19 protein-coding genes, 1 pseudogene and 1 riboswitch are annotated in these 17,439 nt (G+C 51.2%); of the genes and pseudogenes, 14 read left to right on the top strand and 6 right to left on the bottom strand.

Annotated features, from left to right (window positions below):
• Positions 1 to 4: 4 nt before the first annotated feature.
• Entirely contained in the window at positions 5 to 484 is a 480-nt protein-coding gene (locus tag P0X86_RS28110) for a DUF456 domain-containing protein (RefSeq protein WP_096776714.1), read from the top strand.
• Positions 485 to 539: 55 nt separating this feature from the next.
• On the top strand, positions 540 to 2,165 hold the full coding sequence (locus P0X86_RS28105; protein WP_277747037.1) for a putative polysaccharide biosynthesis protein: 1,626 nt from the start codon (positions 540 to 542) through the stop codon (positions 2,163 to 2,165).
• A gap of 87 nt (positions 2,166 to 2,252) precedes the next feature.
• Here the strand turns inward: P0X86_RS28105 and P0X86_RS28100 are convergent, their stop codons facing one another.
• Positions 2,253 to 3,680, bottom strand: a complete 1,428-nt coding sequence (locus P0X86_RS28100) for a DUF2515 family protein (protein ID WP_277747036.1) — start codon at positions 3,678 to 3,680, stop codon at positions 2,253 to 2,255.
• 87 nt (positions 3,681 to 3,767) lie between these two features.
• On the opposite strand from P0X86_RS28100, the gene P0X86_RS28095 reads away from it, so the two are divergent.
• From P0X86_RS28095 to P0X86_RS28060, 8 genes are all read left to right on the top strand, one after another.
• Positions 3,768 to 4,112: a thioredoxin family protein gene (locus P0X86_RS28095; RefSeq protein WP_009592843.1), complete on the top strand. Its 345-nt coding sequence runs from the start codon at positions 3,768 to 3,770 to the stop codon at positions 4,110 to 4,112.
• Positions 4,113 to 4,361: 249 nt separating this feature from the next.
• Positions 4,362 to 5,336 (top strand): COX15/CtaA family protein, encoded by a 975-nt coding sequence (locus P0X86_RS28090; RefSeq protein WP_277747035.1) that lies wholly within the window; start codon positions 4,362 to 4,364, stop codon positions 5,334 to 5,336.
• Between the two features lie 86 nt (positions 5,337 to 5,422).
• Positions 5,423 to 5,746: a hypothetical protein gene (locus P0X86_RS28085; RefSeq protein WP_277747034.1), complete on the top strand. Its 324-nt coding sequence runs from the start codon at positions 5,423 to 5,425 to the stop codon at positions 5,744 to 5,746.
• Between the two features lie 25 nt (positions 5,747 to 5,771).
• On the top strand, positions 5,772 to 6,491 hold the full coding sequence (locus P0X86_RS28080) for a Cthe_2314 family HEPN domain-containing protein (RefSeq protein WP_277747033.1): 720 nt from the start codon (positions 5,772 to 5,774) through the stop codon (positions 6,489 to 6,491).
• Between the two features lie 121 nt (positions 6,492 to 6,612).
• Positions 6,613 to 6,759: riboswitch (SAM riboswitch) on the top strand.
• A 107-nt stretch (positions 6,760 to 6,866) separates the two neighbouring features.
• Entirely contained in the window at positions 6,867 to 7,883 is a 1,017-nt protein-coding gene (locus P0X86_RS28075) for a methionine ABC transporter ATP-binding protein (protein WP_277747032.1), read from the top strand.
• Positions 7,883 to 8,551 carry a methionine ABC transporter permease gene (locus P0X86_RS28070; protein WP_009592866.1) on the top strand — a complete coding sequence of 223 codons (669 nt, stop codon included), beginning with the start codon at positions 7,883 to 7,885 and terminating at the stop codon, positions 8,549 to 8,551. The genes P0X86_RS28075 and P0X86_RS28070 overlap by 1 nt, the downstream gene beginning before the upstream one ends.
• A 66-nt stretch (positions 8,552 to 8,617) precedes the next feature.
• A complete protein-coding gene (locus P0X86_RS28065; RefSeq protein ID WP_277747031.1) occupies positions 8,618 to 9,460 on the top strand; it encodes a MetQ/NlpA family ABC transporter substrate-binding protein in 843 nt (280 codons plus the stop codon).
• Positions 9,461 to 9,668: 208 nt separating this feature from the next.
• Positions 9,669 to 10,442 carry an SDR family oxidoreductase gene (locus P0X86_RS28060; RefSeq protein ID WP_015737416.1) on the top strand — a complete coding sequence of 258 codons (774 nt, stop codon included), beginning with the start codon at positions 9,669 to 9,671 and terminating at the stop codon, positions 10,440 to 10,442.
• Between the two features lie 186 nt (positions 10,443 to 10,628).
• On the opposite strand, the gene P0X86_RS28055 is transcribed toward P0X86_RS28060, so the two are convergent.
• Positions 10,629 to 10,874 (bottom strand): NifU family protein, encoded by a 246-nt coding sequence (locus tag P0X86_RS28055; RefSeq protein WP_006212609.1) that lies wholly within the window; start codon positions 10,872 to 10,874, stop codon positions 10,629 to 10,631.
• An 82-nt stretch (positions 10,875 to 10,956) separates the two neighbouring features.
• Between P0X86_RS28055 and P0X86_RS28050 the strand changes: the two genes are divergently transcribed.
• Positions 10,957 to 11,205 (top strand): YuzB family protein, encoded by a 249-nt coding sequence (locus tag P0X86_RS28050; RefSeq protein ID WP_009592888.1) that lies wholly within the window; start codon positions 10,957 to 10,959, stop codon positions 11,203 to 11,205.
• A gap of 64 nt (positions 11,206 to 11,269) precedes the next feature.
• On the opposite strand, the gene P0X86_RS28045 is transcribed toward P0X86_RS28050, so the two are convergent.
• Positions 11,270 to 12,328 (bottom strand): NAD(P)/FAD-dependent oxidoreductase, encoded by a 1,059-nt coding sequence (locus P0X86_RS28045; protein WP_009592908.1) that lies wholly within the window; start codon positions 12,326 to 12,328, stop codon positions 11,270 to 11,272.
• A 155-nt stretch (positions 12,329 to 12,483) separates the two neighbouring features.
• A complete protein-coding gene (gene mqnE / locus P0X86_RS28040) occupies positions 12,484 to 13,590 on the bottom strand; it encodes an aminofutalosine synthase MqnE (protein WP_009592862.1) in 1,107 nt (368 codons plus the stop codon).
• A 392-nt stretch (positions 13,591 to 13,982) separates the two neighbouring features.
• On the opposite strand from mqnE, the gene P0X86_RS28035 reads away from it, so the two are divergent.
• Complete coding sequence (locus P0X86_RS28035; protein ID WP_009592872.1) at positions 13,983 to 14,342, top strand: HesB/IscA family protein; 360 nt, start codon at positions 13,983 to 13,985, stop codon at positions 14,340 to 14,342.
• A 163-nt stretch (positions 14,343 to 14,505) separates the two neighbouring features.
• Here P0X86_RS28035 and P0X86_RS28030 read toward each other — a convergent pair whose 3' ends face one another.
• Entirely contained in the window at positions 14,506 to 14,715 is a 210-nt protein-coding gene (locus P0X86_RS28030; RefSeq protein ID WP_009592898.1) for a hypothetical protein, read from the bottom strand.
• 222 nt (positions 14,716 to 14,937) lie between these two features.
• On the opposite strand from P0X86_RS28030, the pseudogene P0X86_RS28025 reads away from it, so the two are divergent.
• Both P0X86_RS28025 and sda read left to right on the top strand, forming a co-directional pair.
• Positions 14,938 to 15,599, top strand: a pseudogene (locus P0X86_RS28025) (YheC/YheD family protein).
• A gap of 298 nt (positions 15,600 to 15,897) precedes the next feature.
• On the top strand, positions 15,898 to 16,041 hold the full coding sequence (gene sda, locus P0X86_RS28020; RefSeq protein ID WP_006212600.1) for a sporulation histidine kinase inhibitor Sda: 144 nt from the start codon (positions 15,898 to 15,900) through the stop codon (positions 16,039 to 16,041).
• A 193-nt stretch (positions 16,042 to 16,234) separates the two neighbouring features.
• Here the strand turns inward: sda and P0X86_RS28015 are convergent, their stop codons facing one another.
• Positions 16,235 to 17,236 (bottom strand): NAD(P)/FAD-dependent oxidoreductase, encoded by a 1,002-nt coding sequence (locus P0X86_RS28015; protein WP_009592883.1) that lies wholly within the window; start codon positions 17,234 to 17,236, stop codon positions 16,235 to 16,237.
• Between the last annotated feature and the right edge of the window lie 203 nt (positions 17,237 to 17,439).

Genomic DNA, 17,439 nt, shown 5'->3' with positions numbered 1-17,439 from the left:
GTTGATGGACGTATTGGGCTGGATTATCGTCATCGCTCTGTTTATCATTGGGATGGCCGGGGCGGTATACCCTATTCTGCCGGGGGTTGTCGCCATTTACCTGGCGTTGTTCGTTTACGGCTGGTTCTTTACATTCGAGCATTACAATGCATGGTTCTGGATTATCCAGACCATTATTCTGGTGGTGCTCTTCATTGCCGATTATGCGGTTAATGCCTGGGGAGTCAAGAAACTCGGCGGTTCCAAAGCCTCGATCTGGGGCAGCACGATCGGACTTATTATCGGACCGTTCGTGATACCGGCCTTCGGGTTGATTATCGGACCGTTCCTCGGCGCATTTCTGGGTGAAATGCTGGCAGGCTCGGGAGCAAGCAAATCCATGAAGGTTGGCTTCGGATCGGTTGTTGGATTGTTTAGCAGCATTGTGGTGAAGATTATATTGCAGCTTGCGATGATCATCATTTTCTTCATCTGGATTTTCTAATAGAGCATAGCAATCGCTGTAAGAGGCGCTTTGGAGGAGAAAGAAGGGTACGGTTTTGTCTAAGAAAGAGTCATTTATTAAAGGCACCATCATCTTGGCCGCTGCTGCGCTGGTAGCCCGGGTCCTGGGCCTTGCTCAGCGGGTGCCGCTGGAGCATATGCTGAATGATATCGGGGATGCCTCGTTTACGATCGCCAATAACGTATATTTGATGCTGTTAACGGTAGCCACGGCCGGCATTCCCAGCACGCTCAGTAAAATGGTATCGGAGCGCCATGCTTTGAACAAGCCTGCGGAGGCTCGGCGCGTCTATCATGCTGCGCTTATTTTTGCCGGGGCAGCAGGCGTTGTCATGACGCTGCTCCTTTACCTCGGAGCTCCTTTTTATGCCACTCATATAGCCAAGCAGCCGGAGGCCGCCGCTGCCATTCAAGCGCTCGCTCCGGCGCTGCTGCTGTTTCCGGCCATCGCCATGATGCGAGGATACTTCCAAGGTCGCAATAATATGACGGCTGGCGGCATATCGCAAATTATCGAGCAGATTGCGCGGGTTCTGACAGCGATCGGCTTGGCCTATGTGCTGCTGCGTTTGGGATATGACGATACCTGGATCGCGGCAGGTGCTTCCTTAGGGGGCGTCCTCGGCAGTATCGGGGCATTTGCGGTCATGCTGTATTTTACGGTGAAGCTTCGCCGAAGCGATCGTGAGCTCAAAATGCCGGTGGCGGACCGCTCGATTCCGCTTGGCGGGATATACCGGGATATATTCACGCTGTCTATACCGATAGTGCTGTCTTCCCTGGCTGTTCCGGCGGTCAACTTCATTGACAGCTCCATTGTGAAGCCGCTGTTAATCGGGCAGGTTGGTCTGGGAGAGGCTACTGCAGCCCTCGCGGTATTAGGAAACCGGGCGCAAAGCGTAGCGGGCATTCCGCCGATTCTAGCCATTGCCCTCAGCACCTCGCTCATTCCGATCATCTCTGCTGCTTTTGCGAGGAAAGATCAGGAGCATTTGGAACAGCAAGTATCGCTGGCCATGCGCGTTGCCATATTGACGGGTATGCCGATGGTGATTGCGCTCTGCGTTGCATCCTATTCCATCAACGGATTGCTGTTTAGTTCCCTCGGCGGAAGCGGGATCATCGGGTTCCTGACATTCGGTACGATTTTTCAGATCACGATGATGACAACGAACTCCATTCTTCTTGGAATCGGCAAGGCTAAGCTCTCGATGGTTCACGTGATGATCGGGATTGCGGTCAAGCTTGTTGCCAGCTTCCTGCTTGCTCCGTTGTTTGGCATTTACGGCATCATCGGGAGCACGGCTCTCTGTTTCCTTGTCATTACGATACTGAACGTCAGATCGATCAAGGCGATTGTATCCTTCTCGATCCTGGGCAAACGCTGGATGGGCTTCATACTAACGGTTGCTGCCGCAGGGGGGATCGGTTACGGCCTGAACCTGGCCGGTATTCAGATGGTCGATGTCATGCCGGCAAGGTTGGCATTTCTGCTGACCTGCCTGGTTGTAGGCGTAGCCGTAGTCATTATATATCTTGTGCTGCTGGTGGTGTTTGGCGTACTGCGGCAATCGGAGCTTAGCAGTTACCCGCGTCCTTTGCAGAAGGTATTCCGTCCGCTGATGAGGCTGCAACCTGCGCGTATGCGGGAGCGGGGATAAACCTAAACCTATGATGCAAGGACAGCACGTCTATTCATTCATCCGTTAGAGAAGAGACCATTCCGGCCGTATCGGAATGGTCTTCTTTTATTGCCGGTGGAACGGATCGGATACGTCATGGGCGATGGAGGTTTTCTCCAGGACGGCCCGATGGGCGTGGGTGATATCCGGCAGCATCGGCGGTTTCGGTTTGCGAATATGCTTAAACATCGCGTGGCCCTGATACCAGTCGTACCGGGGAATCGGTTCCGGGGTTTCATCCTGCCAGATCTCCTCGAGACGGGGGCTATACAGACGACGGCCGTCCGGCAGCCATTCCGATTGGATAAGCTCAAGCCCCTCGTGGCCGTGATTCATGGCTTGATCCCGCGTCGGCGTAAATAACGCCGGCCAATATTCAGCGCGCGAGCCCTGATGCTTGGTGGAACGAGCGAATGCCAGCACGGCATGGTAGATATCTTCGTAACCGAACAGTAAAGCGTACAGCGAGCGGCCTGCCTTGATCCGGATGGACAGGTCGTCAAACTTGGGGATGGTGAGTCCGGCCAGCGGCCGGGTAGGGGATACGGGATTTTCGGCAGAGTCTGTGCTTGTCTGTTGGTTATGACCCAGCGGAAATACGATCTGATTCAACCGGGTTAGCTCATGCATCCGGAAGAGAGGATCCTGCAAAATATGCTGACGGTAAAAAGGATGTCTTGCCACCCGCCCCTCAATATAGTTCTGTTCATTAATGATGAGGGCGACCGTAAGCAGCGAACTGCCTTGGTCGTACCAGAACCGTTCCCAGAACGGCGTCATGAACGATGAAACATGGAAGTGGGGGAGCAAATGAAATAAGGGTTTTCGTATTTTTCGACTGTGCATATAGAGAAGCATCTGCGGATAGGCATCCTGAAAAATCAGCGCATTGCAGCGCTCCAGGAAACTGTACAGATGGTTTTGGAATGGGGGGGCCATGAGATCCGACATCAGCCCGCCCTTCAGATCGCTCATATTCCATCCGGCATTGCGTGATACCATATGGGCGAGCAAGGCCCAATGCAGCTCCGGATGCGACTCGTAACAGTCCAAATAGGCCTCGGTTCGGGTCACGTTGCTTCGGTTGGCGGCGGCAGCGGCCTCCTGAATGCGATGAACCAGCTCTTGCTCCTCATCCGTTGGCTGCAGGTCCGGCTCATGACCGCGAATATCGCTGTGACCTTCTTGCAGAGGGAGAAACGAAGAAATGCCCTGCGGCAGATAGGGATGGGAGGAGAGAATGTTCTTGAGCTGCCTGCGAATGGCCCTGACGGCTGTAGGATCCCACGGCAATTCATGCCTGTTCATCCGAAGCTTTAAGGAATATCGCCAAGCTGCCATCATACCCGACCATGATTCTGCCAGGGCTTGCGGAATGGCGGCTGTCCATGCCCCGTAATCCCTGCCCCGATTTGGTTTGTCCTTGGCTCCGTGCGAGTGCATGCCGGTTGTCACCTGCACTTTCTGATGATAATTCCAGACCGTGAACCTCATACAGTCAGTATGCTCTAAAATTTGACTTCCACTCAACAATTTGATTCACTAGGGGTGAAGGAATTCGACGTAAAGGGGAGATAACTAATGGAAAAAATCACTTCAGAAGCAGAATTTCAGGTTGCAATCCAGTCTCCACGACTGACAGTTGCCGTATTTAAAGCGGACTGGTGCGGCGATTGCAAGTTTATCGATCCATTCATGCCGGAGGTTGAGACGAAGTTCTCCAACCAATTGACTCTGGTGGAAGTTGACGTCGATGCTGTCGGTGACGTGAGTCAGCAGCAAAATATTCTGGGCATCCCTAGCTTTGTTGCATACTCTGACGGTCGTGAGCTGGTTCGCTACGTTAACAAACTCCGCAAATCGCGCGAGGAGATTGAAGATTTCCTGCAGCGTGCCGTAGACGTATACGGTACGATTCACAAGTAAGCAGTGACGATAGCACCGCCGCCTTTGAGCTATAACGGGCGGCGGTGTTGTTTTTACATTGGATATTATGAGGGGAATTGCGAAGTCAAGTACCTTGAGCATGAAGGTTTTGTTCATTTTTGAACATTTTGTCACAATCGCTCAAGTGACCGGGGCTGAAGAATCAGGTATAATGAAATGTGGACTGTATATGATGCGATCCTGTATAGGTTTTGAATAGTGAATGATTATGAGCAGCAGGTGAGATAAGTGAACGATAAACAATTAAAGTGGCTGAGTTACATAACATGCTTAATTATGTTCTGCGCGACTTTCGGGGGCATGGTTGTGACAAAGACGGGGTCGGGGCTTGGCTGCGGCCAAGAGTGGCCGCTGTGCAACGGCAAATTTGTTCCCGCTTACACGGTGTCCTCGATGATCGAATATTCCCACCGGGCCGTAAGCGGAATGGCCGGCTTGGCCGCCTTGGCTTCGCTGATTGCGTTCTGGAAGTACAAGCGGGACCGCCGGGATTTGATGGCTTACGTCATCGGAACCTCGATATTCGTCGTGGTACAAGCCATCATGGGGGCCCTCGCGGTGGTTAAACCTCAATCGGCGGCGATCATGGCGCTGCATTTTGGCTTCTCGCTGATTGCTTTTGCCAGTTCGGTCATGCTGGCTTTGGGCATGCGCCGAATCGAACAAGCGAAGGGACCCGCTGACCTGGAGCGATTGCCGCGGGTGGGCAAGGGCTTCCGCAATTTGGTCTGGGGCACAACGTTGTACAGCTACATCGTGGTGTATATCGGTGCATTCGTCAGCCATACCGATTCCCGGGAAGGCTGCTCCGGCTGGCCGTTGTGCAACGGAGAAGTGATACCGGAGCTGAGCGGAGGGGTCGGCATCGCCTTTATGCACCGCGTGGCCGCGCTTCTGCTGCTGATCGTGGTGGCGGTGATGGGGCATTTTGCATATTGGCGCAATCGCAATAACCGGGAGATCCAGATGCTGGGCATTTCGGCAACCGTGCTGTGCCTGCTGCAGGTGTTCAGCGGCGCCCTCATTATGGCTACGATGCATAACGAGGAAGTTTACGTATTCTCCGCACTGGGTCATACGCTGCTGATCTCGGCGCTGTTCGGCGTACTGTGTTATTTAAGCGTCCGGGTATGGCAGCTCAGCAAGCCGCTCGAAGCCGAAATACGGAAGGGCCACGACGTGCCCCGCGAAAAGATCGTATAATGAAGAACGCCGATCATCCCGTAAAGAAAATCCAATATTCTATAGCATACATGCATGCAAAGTCCCCGGACCGGAGTTCGAGGGCTTTGTTGTATAGAAAGGAGCTGCCGGCAGCCGTATCGAAAAGGTTTGATAAGGCAACGAATTTGTTTATATTTAATAACACCGGAGAAATAACAAGTCGCTCTATGCTTATGGAGTTGTCTTCCCGTTTCGGGGGCATCCTAACAGGACGAGCCCGGATTGGCGCAGCAGATGATGGGTCATCTGCCAGTCAAGGGGATGCCGAAGGGCCTGATGGCGATCCGGATGAGTTGCCACCGCGCAAGGATATCGCCGTGAAGACGGCCGCTGAGCGCTGGAATGAGTATATTGGCATTAGCACAATCGAGATCAAGAACCAAGGTTAATCTGATGACGCGAGGGGGTACCGCCATGCTTCGAATGTTACTTGGGGAACAGCCCCGGCAGAACAACGGCCTGCTTGAGGAAGCCATCGAATCGATGGTGAAGACAACCCGGCTGCTGCAGAAGGAAATGGATAAAAATCAAGATCCGACGCATGATTTTCGCAAGCTGGAGATTTGGACCCGGGGACTGATCGTCTCCCTGGATGAGCTGGAGCAGAGCTGGAATGCGGCCAAGCATTTCAGTCAATCGGTTAAATCGGGTTACATCGATGATATGTCGATTCAGGAGCAAGGGGAATATCAACGATATGTGTATTTTTACAAAAACGGCTTCATCCGCGTATTCTCGATCCTTGACAAGCTGGGCACGGTGCTGAACGATTTGTTTGATCTGCATACCTCCAAGGTTAAGGCGCATTTTTCTTATTTTACGGTCCTGCGGCAGTTCAGATTTTTGAAGGCCCACGGTGAGCTGGCTGAAGAGCTGGAGACGATCAAAGATCGCTACAAAGCACCGCTGAACGCGCTCCGCAAAAGGCGCAACGCTGAAATTCACTACATGAACTCCGAGATGCAGGATGATTTGTGGCAGCGCCATCAAGGACTGTCCGACAAAATCGAGCTGGAGGATATCGACAAGCACCTGGACGATCTCCAACAGGGCATCGATATGGTATGCCGCAGCCTGGCCGCCTCGTATAAATATACGAACAAGCTGTGGACTGAAAATGGAGTGCGGGCTTAGGCACAAAATCGCCATGAAATTCCTTTTGACAAAAGCCTGAAAAGAATCTATACTAACTATTGCATTCATTAAATGTTATCAAATCAGATCAATTTAATCGGAAAAATTTCATATCGATGTTTTCTTATCGAGAGAGGCGGAGGGACAGGCCCGATGAAGCCCGGCAACCGACTTCTTGCGTACCATTGCATAATGCGATGACGCTTGGAGTGACATGGTGCTAATTCCTTCAAAGCTATGGGATACCTTCAGCTTTGACAGATGAGAAAAGGCGTTGACTTTTACGTAAAGAGGGCCCTTTTTGATTCTACAAAAAGAGGCTCTTTTCTTTTGGGTAAATAGATATGAAGCTAAGGAAAAAGGAGGATTATCGGATTGATTGAGCTCAAGCAATTGACGAAGCAGTACGGAAAAGCCGGGTCATTAACAACTGCGTTGTCCGAATTGGATTTGTCGATTGAAAAAGGAGAAATTTTCGGAGTGATCGGACACTCCGGTGCAGGTAAAAGTACATTGATCCGCTGCATCAATTTACTGGAGCGTCCCACCTCGGGCGAGGTGTGGGTCAACGGCAAAAATTTGACGTCGCTCGGCAAGAAGCAGCTTCAGGCGGAGCGCCGTAAAATCGGAATGATCTTTCAGCACTTTAACCTGCTGTCTTCCGCGACGGTGTACGATAACATTGCGTTTCCGCTGCGTCTGATCAAGACGCCGAAGGCCGAACTGGAGCGCAAAGTATCCGAGCTGCTGGCTTTGGTCGGCTTGGAGGCGCATCGCGACAAATACCCGTCCCAGCTGTCAGGGGGCCAAAAGCAGCGGGTGGGTATCGCCAGGGCGCTCGCGAGCGATCCCGAAGTGCTGCTGTGCGACGAGGCCACTTCGGCCCTTGACCCGCAGACGACGGATTCGATTCTGCGCCTGCTGCTGGACATTAACAAAAAGTTTCATCTGACGATCGTGCTGATTACCCATGAGATGCACGTCATTCAGAGCATATGCGACCGGGTCGCCGTTATTCATCAGGGCGGCATCGTAGAGCAAGGACCGGTAACGGAAGTGTTCCTGAAACCGAAGCATGAAGTGACGCAGGAATTCATCCGCCAGGAGATGGACAGCGGCGAAGCGCTGCTGCTGGCTATGCAGGGTCAGGTAAACGGCCCTTCAAGAGCGGTTCAAATCACGTTCCTGGGGTCGAAAACGTACGAATCGATCCTGTCCCATACCGTTCATGAGACGGGCGTGAATTTTGCGATTCTGCAGGGCACGATCTCTACGATCAAAGAAACGCCGTACGGCCAGCTCATCGTTCGTTTCGAAGGGGAAGAACGCGCAATTGAAGATACGATCCGGAAGCTGCTTGAACAAGGACTAGACGTGGAGGTGATTCATTGATGTTCGGACTTGATTTTACCCAGATCGACTGGAAAGAGATATGGACGGCAACATTGGATACCCTGCGGATGCTGGGAGCTTCGGCCTTGTTCAGCTTCATCATCGGACTGCCGGTCGGCGTGCTGCTCTACATGGCCGCAAGGTCCACGTCCGGGTTGGTACGCTTCGGCTACACGATTCTGTCGTTCATTGTAAACATTCTGCGCTCGGTTCCGTTCATCATCCTGATCGTGGCGATGATCCCGATTACGAAGTCGATCGTAGGTGTTTCGTACGGCGTGCTGGGCACCATTCCGCCGCTGGTGATCGGCGCTGCTCCATTCTTCGCAAGGCTCGTGGAAACGGCTTTGAATGAAGTGGATAAAGGCGTGATTGAGGCGGCTCATGCCATGGGCTCTTCGACAAGCCAAATCGTATGGAGGGTGCTCCTTCCGGAGGCGCGTCCGGGCCTGCTGGCCGGAATGACCATCACGATTGTAACCCTGGTATCTTATACCGCGATGTCCGGTCAAGTCGGGGGCGGCGGTTTAGGGGATTTGGCCATCAAGTATGGCTATTACCGTTATGAGACCGAGATCATGATTCTGGCTGTCGTGCTGATGATTGTCCTGGTCCAGCTGCTGCAGATGGCAGGAGATCGTCTGGTGCGGCATTTTACAAGAAAATAACGGATTGATGAGGCTTCAAGAAAGACAATATATAAATCATATATTTTTCGGAGGGAGAGTTTTAGAATGAAAAAATGGACATTGGCATTGATCAGCTTGACCTTGGTTGCGGTGCTGGCTGCATGCGGCAGCAAGCCTGCGGATAACGCATCCGAGCCAGGGGGAACAACGGGAGGCGGCGGTCAAGAAACCGTGACCTTGAAAGTAGGCGCTTCGCCTTTACCGCACGCCAAAATCCTGGAGCACATCAAGCCTGCGCTTGAAAAAGAGGGCGTGAATCTGGAAATCGTGGAATTCACGGATTATGTGCTGCCGAATACGCAAGTGGATTCCAAAGAAATCGATGCGAATTTCTTCCAGCATAAGCCATATCTGGACAATCAAATCAAAGAGCGCAAATTGGACCTGGAGTCCGTGATCGCCGTGCACGTCGAGCCGCTGGGTGCTTACTCGAAAACCATTAAATCTGTGGATGAGCTGAAGGATGGATCGGTTGTAGCCATTCCGAATGATCCTTCTAATGCTGGCCGTGCATTGACGCTGCTGTCCAAGAACGGCGTGATTAAGCTGAACGACGAAAGCAAGCTGGAAGCAACCGCCAAGGATATCGTAGAAAATCCGAAGAACCTGGAGTTCAAGGAAGTTGAAGCTGCTATGCTGCCGCGTATGCTGGATGAGCTGGATCTGGCTGTCATCAATACGAACTACGCGCTGGAAGCGGGACTGGACCCAACGAAGGATGCGCTCTTCATCGAAGACAAGGACAATCCTTATGCCAACCTGCTGGTAGCCCGTCCGGACAACAAGGACTCCGACGCCATCCAAAAACTGGCGAAGGCGCTGACTTCCGAGGACGTGAAAACCTTTATTGAAGAAGAGTACAAAGGTGCCGTCATCCCGGCATTCTAATTCGAGCAGTAAAGCTCGATATAATGTATATGAATTCATCGTATATGTGAAGAAAGGGCATTATCCAAAAAGACCTATCGGTCTTTGCGGATAGGCCCTTTTTTCTTTCTTTTTCTGTCGAATGGCCATTCCTGGTCGGAAGCAAGTTGTTCGGCCTTATCAAATCTTTTATACTGAAGGAAGGATATCCATCTGAGGAGGGAAAGCCTTGAAGGGAAAAGTGGCGCTGATTACAGGCAGTGCGACAGGTTTGGGAAAAATGACGGCGCTGTCGTTAGCCCGGCAGGGATGTCATATAGCCATAAATTATGTGAACAGCAAGGATGAAGCCGAGGCGCTTTCCCGTGAAATCGAGGGGTTTGGCGTGAAATCCATCGCGATTAAAGCCGATATCGCCAGCGAGCCTGAGCTGTATTCATTGGTGGATCAGACGGAGGAGCGGCTGGGCAGCGTCGATATCCTGGTTAACAATGCAGGACCGTTCATCCGGGAACGCCGTCTGTTCTCGGAGTACAGCCGCGACGAAATCGTACATATGGTGAATGGCAATTTAACCGGCGTCATGCTGCTGGACCATCGCGTTCTGCCTGCCATGCGGGAGAAAAAATGGGGACGCATTATCCACTTTGGTTTCGGGCATGCGGGTGAAGCCCGCGCATGGCCTCAACGCTCCGCCTACGCGGCTGCGAAGGTGGGCCTGGTCTCCTTTACGAAGACGCTGGCCGTGGAAGAAGGGCCGTATGGAATCACCGTGAATATGATTTGTCCGGGGGATATCCGCGGGGCCAACAAAGAGAAAACCATCGATGAAGTATCCGGCATTCAGGACGGGTTGACTCCTCGCGGACGATCGGGCAGCGGCGAGGACGTCGCCAGGGTGATCGAATATTTATGCCTGGATAAATCGGATTTCATTACCGGCAATATTATGGATATATCCGGCGGGCTGGACCCGATTCGCCCGTTAATCAAGCCGGAATAAAACATCCCCACAAAGTGGAATCTACGCTTCGATGCTTATTCCATTTACTTTGCGGGGATCCCAAAACCATTAAACGCGACTCAAGAATTGCTAACGCTTCGCAGAAAACTTATATCTTCATTTCATCTCAAAAAAAGAGTCTTGGTCCCGCGAGGGAAACCAAGACTCTTTATAGTTAAAGAAGATTTAGAATACTTGAACTACTTCTTGGATGCCTTCTACTTCTTCAACCAGGGCGCGCTCGATCCCTGCTTTCAGAGTAATGGTGGAGCTTGGGCAGCTACCGCATGCACCCATCAATTTCAGCTTAACGATGCCGTCTTCAACGTCAACCAGTTCCACGTCACCGCCGTCGCGCTGCAGGAACGGACGAAGTTTATCAAGCACTTCAGCCACTTCATCATATACAGTGGTTTGCGTGTTTTCACTCATCTTGTTCAACTCCTTTCCTCCCTATATTATAGTACATAAACCGGCAAAATAAAATGCCAATCTTAAGGCAGGTCTAATAACAATGTCCATTATCATTGAGTTTTGCACAAGCAATTCCTATTTCGGCACGGATAAAGTGCTGCAGACGCTTGAAGGCAAGTACGATTGCCAAGTCATCGAATATGGCTGCCTGACCAGCTGCGGCCAGTGCTATTTGATGCCCTTCGCTTACGTGGATGGCGATTGGGTTGAAGCCCCTACGGCTGAAGAGCTGCTTGAGGTTGTCATCCGCAAGCTCGAAAGCTTTCGGGACGGCGAAGAGGAGAGCTGACGTTCTGCTTTCGCTCCGCGGCGTCCCTCCACAGGAGCATCATCAGCGCCCCGTAACCGTCCGACTAGTAATGACGCTTGGATTTCCAGAGCACGCCGCTCTTTAATATCCTTGGTACCCGGCCCATGACTGACGTGCTGCCCATGAGCCCAAAGCCCGCATGTTTGCCGAGGGAACCCAGCGTTCCCTTCAGCTTCAGCGGAGATACCTTAGGCGTATCGTCGCGCCATAAAGCTTTCATGACATGTCCCACTTGCTCGGCCTGAGCCCCTGCCGCTTGCGCGCTCGGGACGAAGGGGAGGCTGGCGCAGTCGCCGATCACATATACCTCGGGATGGGACGGAACCTGGTACCATTCGTTCAGCAGAATGCGTCCGCTGCGGTCTTTTGGCAGATCCAGATCCTGTACGACCTTTACGGGCTGAATGCCGGCCGTCCATACCGCCAGATCGGTTGCGATCGGCACATCCAGATTGTACACGGCGTCCTTTTCCACTCGGGATACGGATACGCCGCTGTGGATGTCCACGTGGTGTTCCTCAAACCAGCGATGAATATAAGCAGACAAACGGTTAGGAAAAGAAGAAAGCACCCGTTGTCCCCGGTCCAAAATGGCGATATTCAGGTCAGGCCGGCTTTCCCGAAGATCGGCAGCGAGCTCGATGCCGCTTAAGCCTCCGCCAATGATATGAACTTGACCATATGGTCTGAGGTTGTTCAGGTTCAAATAGGTTTCCCGGGATGCCGCAAAAGATTGCAGGCTGAACGTGAATTCTTCAGCGCCCGGTACCCCATGATAACGGTCCGTACATCCCAGGGCAATGGCCAGCTGATCGTATTCCACCGGATCGTTGTTCGTCAGGTTCACAAGCTTCTTCTCAAGATCAATGGATAGGACTTCACCGTATACAACATGGAGGCGGTCATACACCGGGAATTTAACACGAACGGCGGTATCGGCCACGGTACCTGCTGCCAGCGCGTAATATTCGGTTTTGAGTCCTTGGTACGGCATGCGGTCGATGAGCACGACCTCCACGTCCGGAGGAAGATAGCCGCTGAACAATTCCTGAATTAGGGCAAGACCACCATAGCCTCCGCCGAGAATGACGAGCTTTTTCATAAATTTCTTCCTTTCTCAAGAGATAAGAAGGTGAGCGCCGATTCGCAAGAAAAACGCCGCTGAAAGCGGCTTAGGTTACCCACGCTATATTATCTCTTTAACCTGTTTTCCGTTTTTTGGAACGTCTGCTTTGCTTGCGTTTTTGCTGGTATGGCTTATTCGTAAACCTTGATCTCGTTATAGAAGGTATCGCGTTCGACCGGAATGCGGCCGGCGCCTTGGATGAGCCACACAAGCTCTTTGCGGGTCAGCCCTTCTGGCGTCAGCGCTCCTGCGGCATGGCTGATGCGTTCCTTCAGGATCGTGCCATGGACGTCCGATGCGCCGAAGCTGAGAGCGACCTGCGTTAATTGCGGCCCGATATTAATGAAGTAAGCCTTGATGTGGTCGATATTATCCAGCATCAATCGGCTGATGGCAATGGTTTTCAAATCTTCGTAAGCCGAATTGCGGCGCATGATGCCCGCATTCTTATTCTTCGGCTGCATGGACAGCGGAATGAATACCATGAATCCGTTCGTTTCATCTTGAAGATCCCGAATTTGCAGCATATGGCGGATCCGGTCCTCATGGCTCTCGATTGAGCCGTACAGCATGGTCGTGTGCGTCTTCATGCCGAGCTTATGCGCGGTACGATGAACGTCGAGGTATTGATCCACGTTGGCTTTATCCACCTTCATCTTCTGACGGTACTGGTCAGACAAGATTTCGGCTCCGCCGCCCGTCAAGGATTGAAGACCAGCCTTCTGCAGCTCCTGCAGCACTTCCTTCGTGCTGAGTCCGCTGATGCGGGTGAAGAATTCGATCTCCGCCGCGGTATAAGCCTTTAGGGTAACTTCAGGGAAACGTTCCTTCAATGCCTTCAGCGAATCTACATAGTACTGGAACGGGACATGGTTATTATGTCCGCCAACGATATGAAATTCACGGATGCCGGGGTGAATATGCTGTTCCACATACTCGATCATTTCCGCGCCGGAGAGGGTATAGGAGCCTTCCTCGCCTTGGTCTTTCCGGAAATTGCAAAAAGCGCAGCGGGATTCGCATACATTGGTAAAATAGAGACTCATGTTCTCAATGAAGTAAACTTTTTTCCCGTTCTTGCGCAAATTGGCTTCATTAGCCAGCTGCCCGAGGGTCAGCAGGTCATCGGTTTGATACAAATACACACCGTCTTCAAGATTCAGGCGTTCGCCGCGTTGGACTTTCGCAACGATCTCGGCCATTCTCTGATCGGTAAATGGTGTCACAATCGTGGACATGTTCAATCCTCCTGTTCACACTTTGACTTGCCGAATATTCGGCAGATCAAGTGATCATAAAGTGGATCACTCCCCGCGGGGAACGGTCCGTTTATAGTCGTGTAACAACGAAATCAATGAATGGGCTGAATAAATAAATAACTTTGTGAAAAAATATACAACTGTGGACCAGCCATAACCTTTGCCGCATTTTAGCCGGGGGATGTGACAATTATCCAACAGTTGCCGCCCATGTTCCTTCCCTATTATAAACCTGACCCCTCGGGGTAGCAATACATATAGAGGAATTGAAATAGGTTATTGACCATATGGTAAAATGGCCATCATCTCAACCTTGAGCGAATTCGCGAAGAGGAGTATACTTAAAGAATGAACGAAAAGGAGGGTGACCTATGATATCAATCAGCGAAACAGCTGCAGAACGTTTGAAAGAAATGCTTGCTGAACAGGAAACGCCCAATATGTTCCTTCGACTGGGTGTCACTGCCGGCGGATGCAGTGGTTTTTCATATGCAATGGGCTTCGACGATCAAGAAACGGAAGCGGACGTATATATGGACCTGCAGGATATGAAAGTCGTTGTCGAGAAGGACGATCTGAAATACCTGAACGGACTCGAAATCGACTTCGAGGAATCCGGCATGACGGGCGGGTTCACCATCCACAACCCGAACGCGACCGTAACTTGCGGCTGCGGATCTTCCTTCCGCACGGCAACGGATGCGGGCAAACCGAACGAAGAGCCTTGCTAAGCAGCGGGTTTTCGGGGACTGTGCTCTGAATCTAACCAATAAAAAGACCTCTGCGACCCTGTTGTCGCGGGGGTCCTTTTTTTTGCTGCCGCCCATAAGAAAATGAAAAAATGCAGCGGACTCCCAAACGGGGCAGCTGCATTTTGTTGTTCTTCCTATCCGATCAGACCGGGAAGAAGAAGGTATCGTTCAGCATCAGCACGATCATGCCGGCAGCCACGAGCGAGAACACGATGCAGCCGGCCCCGAGTCCGCGGCGCTTGTCTTTGATGAACTTGAAGCCCATGACAAAGATCAGAACGGTGATGGCTGCAAGGGCAACCGACATGCCGACAATGGCAATCCAGTACAAAACTTCAAACAATGCTGCCAAGGTGACAAAGCCTCCTTTATGGTTATCCATGGATGGATTTATTACGGACAAAGCTCTGCTCTTACTATACGATAGATCACCTCATTTGCAAAGAGAAGCTCGCTTCGCGGCCATGAATACGTCAAATTATTAGGCATAACGATCCCGGACAATCATCCAAGACAAAGTGCGGATAAGAGAATAGGATAACGTATGTCATGAATAAAAGGAGGCGAAAGCAGCATGGCGGGAAGACAATTGGCCAGCAAGTGGCTGAAGACGGAAGCGCTGCTGACCGATCCGCAGGTTGCTCCCTACATTCCGGCGACCCAGTCGTATGGAGGGGATACCCTGGTCTCAATGCTGGATGAACACGAAATGGTCGTGATCAAGCCGATTGTAGGCACCGGTGGTAACGGAGTCATCCGAATACAGAAAGACGGAACGGGATACTTGGTAACCCATAAGAGGCGTACTGTTCATGTAGATACATTGAATTCCCTGTTGCACGTATTGAACAGAATGAAACTGAAACGGCGCTACATGATACAACAGGGGATTCATCTGGCTAAAATTCAGGGACGTCCGCTGGATTACCGCGTCAAGGTAGTCAAGGAAAGAGGAAGATGGGAATTCCGGGCCATGCTAGGACGGCTCGCGAACCCCGGGCTGTTTGTGACGAACATTTGCAAAGGGGGACGCTGCTTCGTTGCCGCCATGCTCTGAGGCTGTCGCTGCCCCATATCAATGCCAGGGAGAAGCGTAATGAAATGCGCCACTTAACCAGACAGTGCATCACGATCCTGGAATCGCGCTTTCCCGGGATCGGGGAACTGGGTTTCGATTACGGACTCGACGTCGAAGGAAAGATATGGATTTTGGAAGTAAATACAAGACCGAGCTGAATTTTTTGTTTAATATTCCCAACAGAAGTCGTTTATATGATTTTTTAATAGGGTAATAAAAAAATAACCGTAATCTACCGATATAATAATTGATCAATTTTTTTTATGGTAGATTTACCCCATATCCTGTGTATAACATTTATCCCCATAATCCACTTTGATATGACCTTGTTTCTTACACTTACCAACAAATTATACACAGGATTTCCACAAGAGGTTGTGGATAAGCGAACAGTTGTTCCGTTTTCGCATGTCTGATATGATAGATTCAGGAAATATGAGGAAGGGGTGTGAGGGGATGGCTATGTTGACGGATGAGATGCTTCTCGATTCCTATCATATGGCTGTTGAATTGAAGTTGGAACGAGAGTTCATCACTCTACTGCTGGCCGAAATTCATAAACGGAACTTGGACACCGATTCCGGCAGCATCCTGCATTAATCAGATTTTCGTATATAGAATAGATAACTTACGACATGATACGCATATAATGTGGGAGCTTTCAACCAAGTTCTACATATGGTTTGAAGAAGAATTAGAAAAGGTATCTTCCGTTCTGAGCGGCGCATCGCCCTCTGGAACGTTAGATACCTTTTTTTCTGTATGTCGAAGTGTTAGGAAATTCCGAGTACCTCTACAATTTCATGTTGCTGCTGTGTCCCGGAGCCAATCTGGCTTCAGGATCAAAGTATACTTTGGCATTGTTGACGGCGGTTGGCGCTTCGCCGAATCCGACGGCAATGAGCTTGACCTTGCCAGGATAAGTCGTGATATCGCCCGCCGCAAAAATACCCGGGATGCTGGTTTCCATGCGGGAGTCCACGACGATGGAGTTGCTTTCGATGGCGATGCCCCACTCGGAGATCGGACCAAGGGAGGAAACGAAACCGAAATTGACAATGACATCGTCAACTTCAATCTCTTGCGTCTCTTTGGTCTTAATATGCGACAGCGTCACCTTCGTAATGGCATCTTCACCATGCAGTTCCGTGATTTCGGTTGGTGTTACGATGTTCACTTTCGAGGCCATCAGCTGCTCCACGCTATGCTCGTGGGCACGGAACTTGTCGCGGCGGTGAACCAGCGTAACCTGCTCGGCGATCGGTTCGATCATGAGCGCCCAGTCTACCGCGGAATCGCCGCCGCCGCTGATGAGCACCTTCTTGCCTTTAAAGCGGCTGAGATCGTTGACGAAATAATGAAGGTTCGCCTTCTCGTACTTCTCGGCACCTTCAATCTCCAGTCGGCGGGGTTGGAACGCCCCGACGCCGGCCGTAATGATGACGGCTTTGGCATGGTGTTCGCCCAGATTCGTTCTCACGACAAAATGACGTTCTTCAAGCTTTTCCACAGCTTGGACTTTCTCTTCAAGACGGATGTCCGTTTTAAAGAGCTCCATTTGCGCGGACAGATTGTTCACAAGCTCCTGAGCGGTAACCTTCGGGAAGCCTGCTACGTCATAGATATATTTTTCGGGATACAGCGCAGCCAATTGGCCTCCGAGCTGGGGCATGCTCTCGATAAGTTTAACCGAGGCTTGGCGCATTCCGCCGTAAAAAGCGGCAAACATGCCTGCAGGTCCGCCACCGATAATCAAAAGATCCGTCATATTGTTGTCTTGTGGCATCGTTGTCATGCGGTAAGCACCTCCATAAAGTGAGTTTATATTCGAATCAGACAGACGTTCTTGTCCGGATAAAGCTGATTCATGAATTCCTTACCTATTATAATCGTCCCGAACCGGCATGAAAAGACGAGAATTGAGTTAAAATACCTAACATTGGAATGGTTGCGCTTACTTAGCAAGTAAGGGGGAAATGGCGGAATGATTTGCATATT

It is taken from the genome of Paenibacillus sp. BR1-192, assembly GCF_029542445.1.
In the GTDB taxonomy this organism is placed as follows: Bacteria; Bacillota; Bacilli; order Paenibacillales; family Paenibacillaceae; genus Paenibacillus_AQ; species Paenibacillus_AQ lautus_A.
The sequence above is the reverse complement of the archived record's forward strand: the minus strand, read 5'-3'. Positions and strand labels throughout refer to the sequence as shown.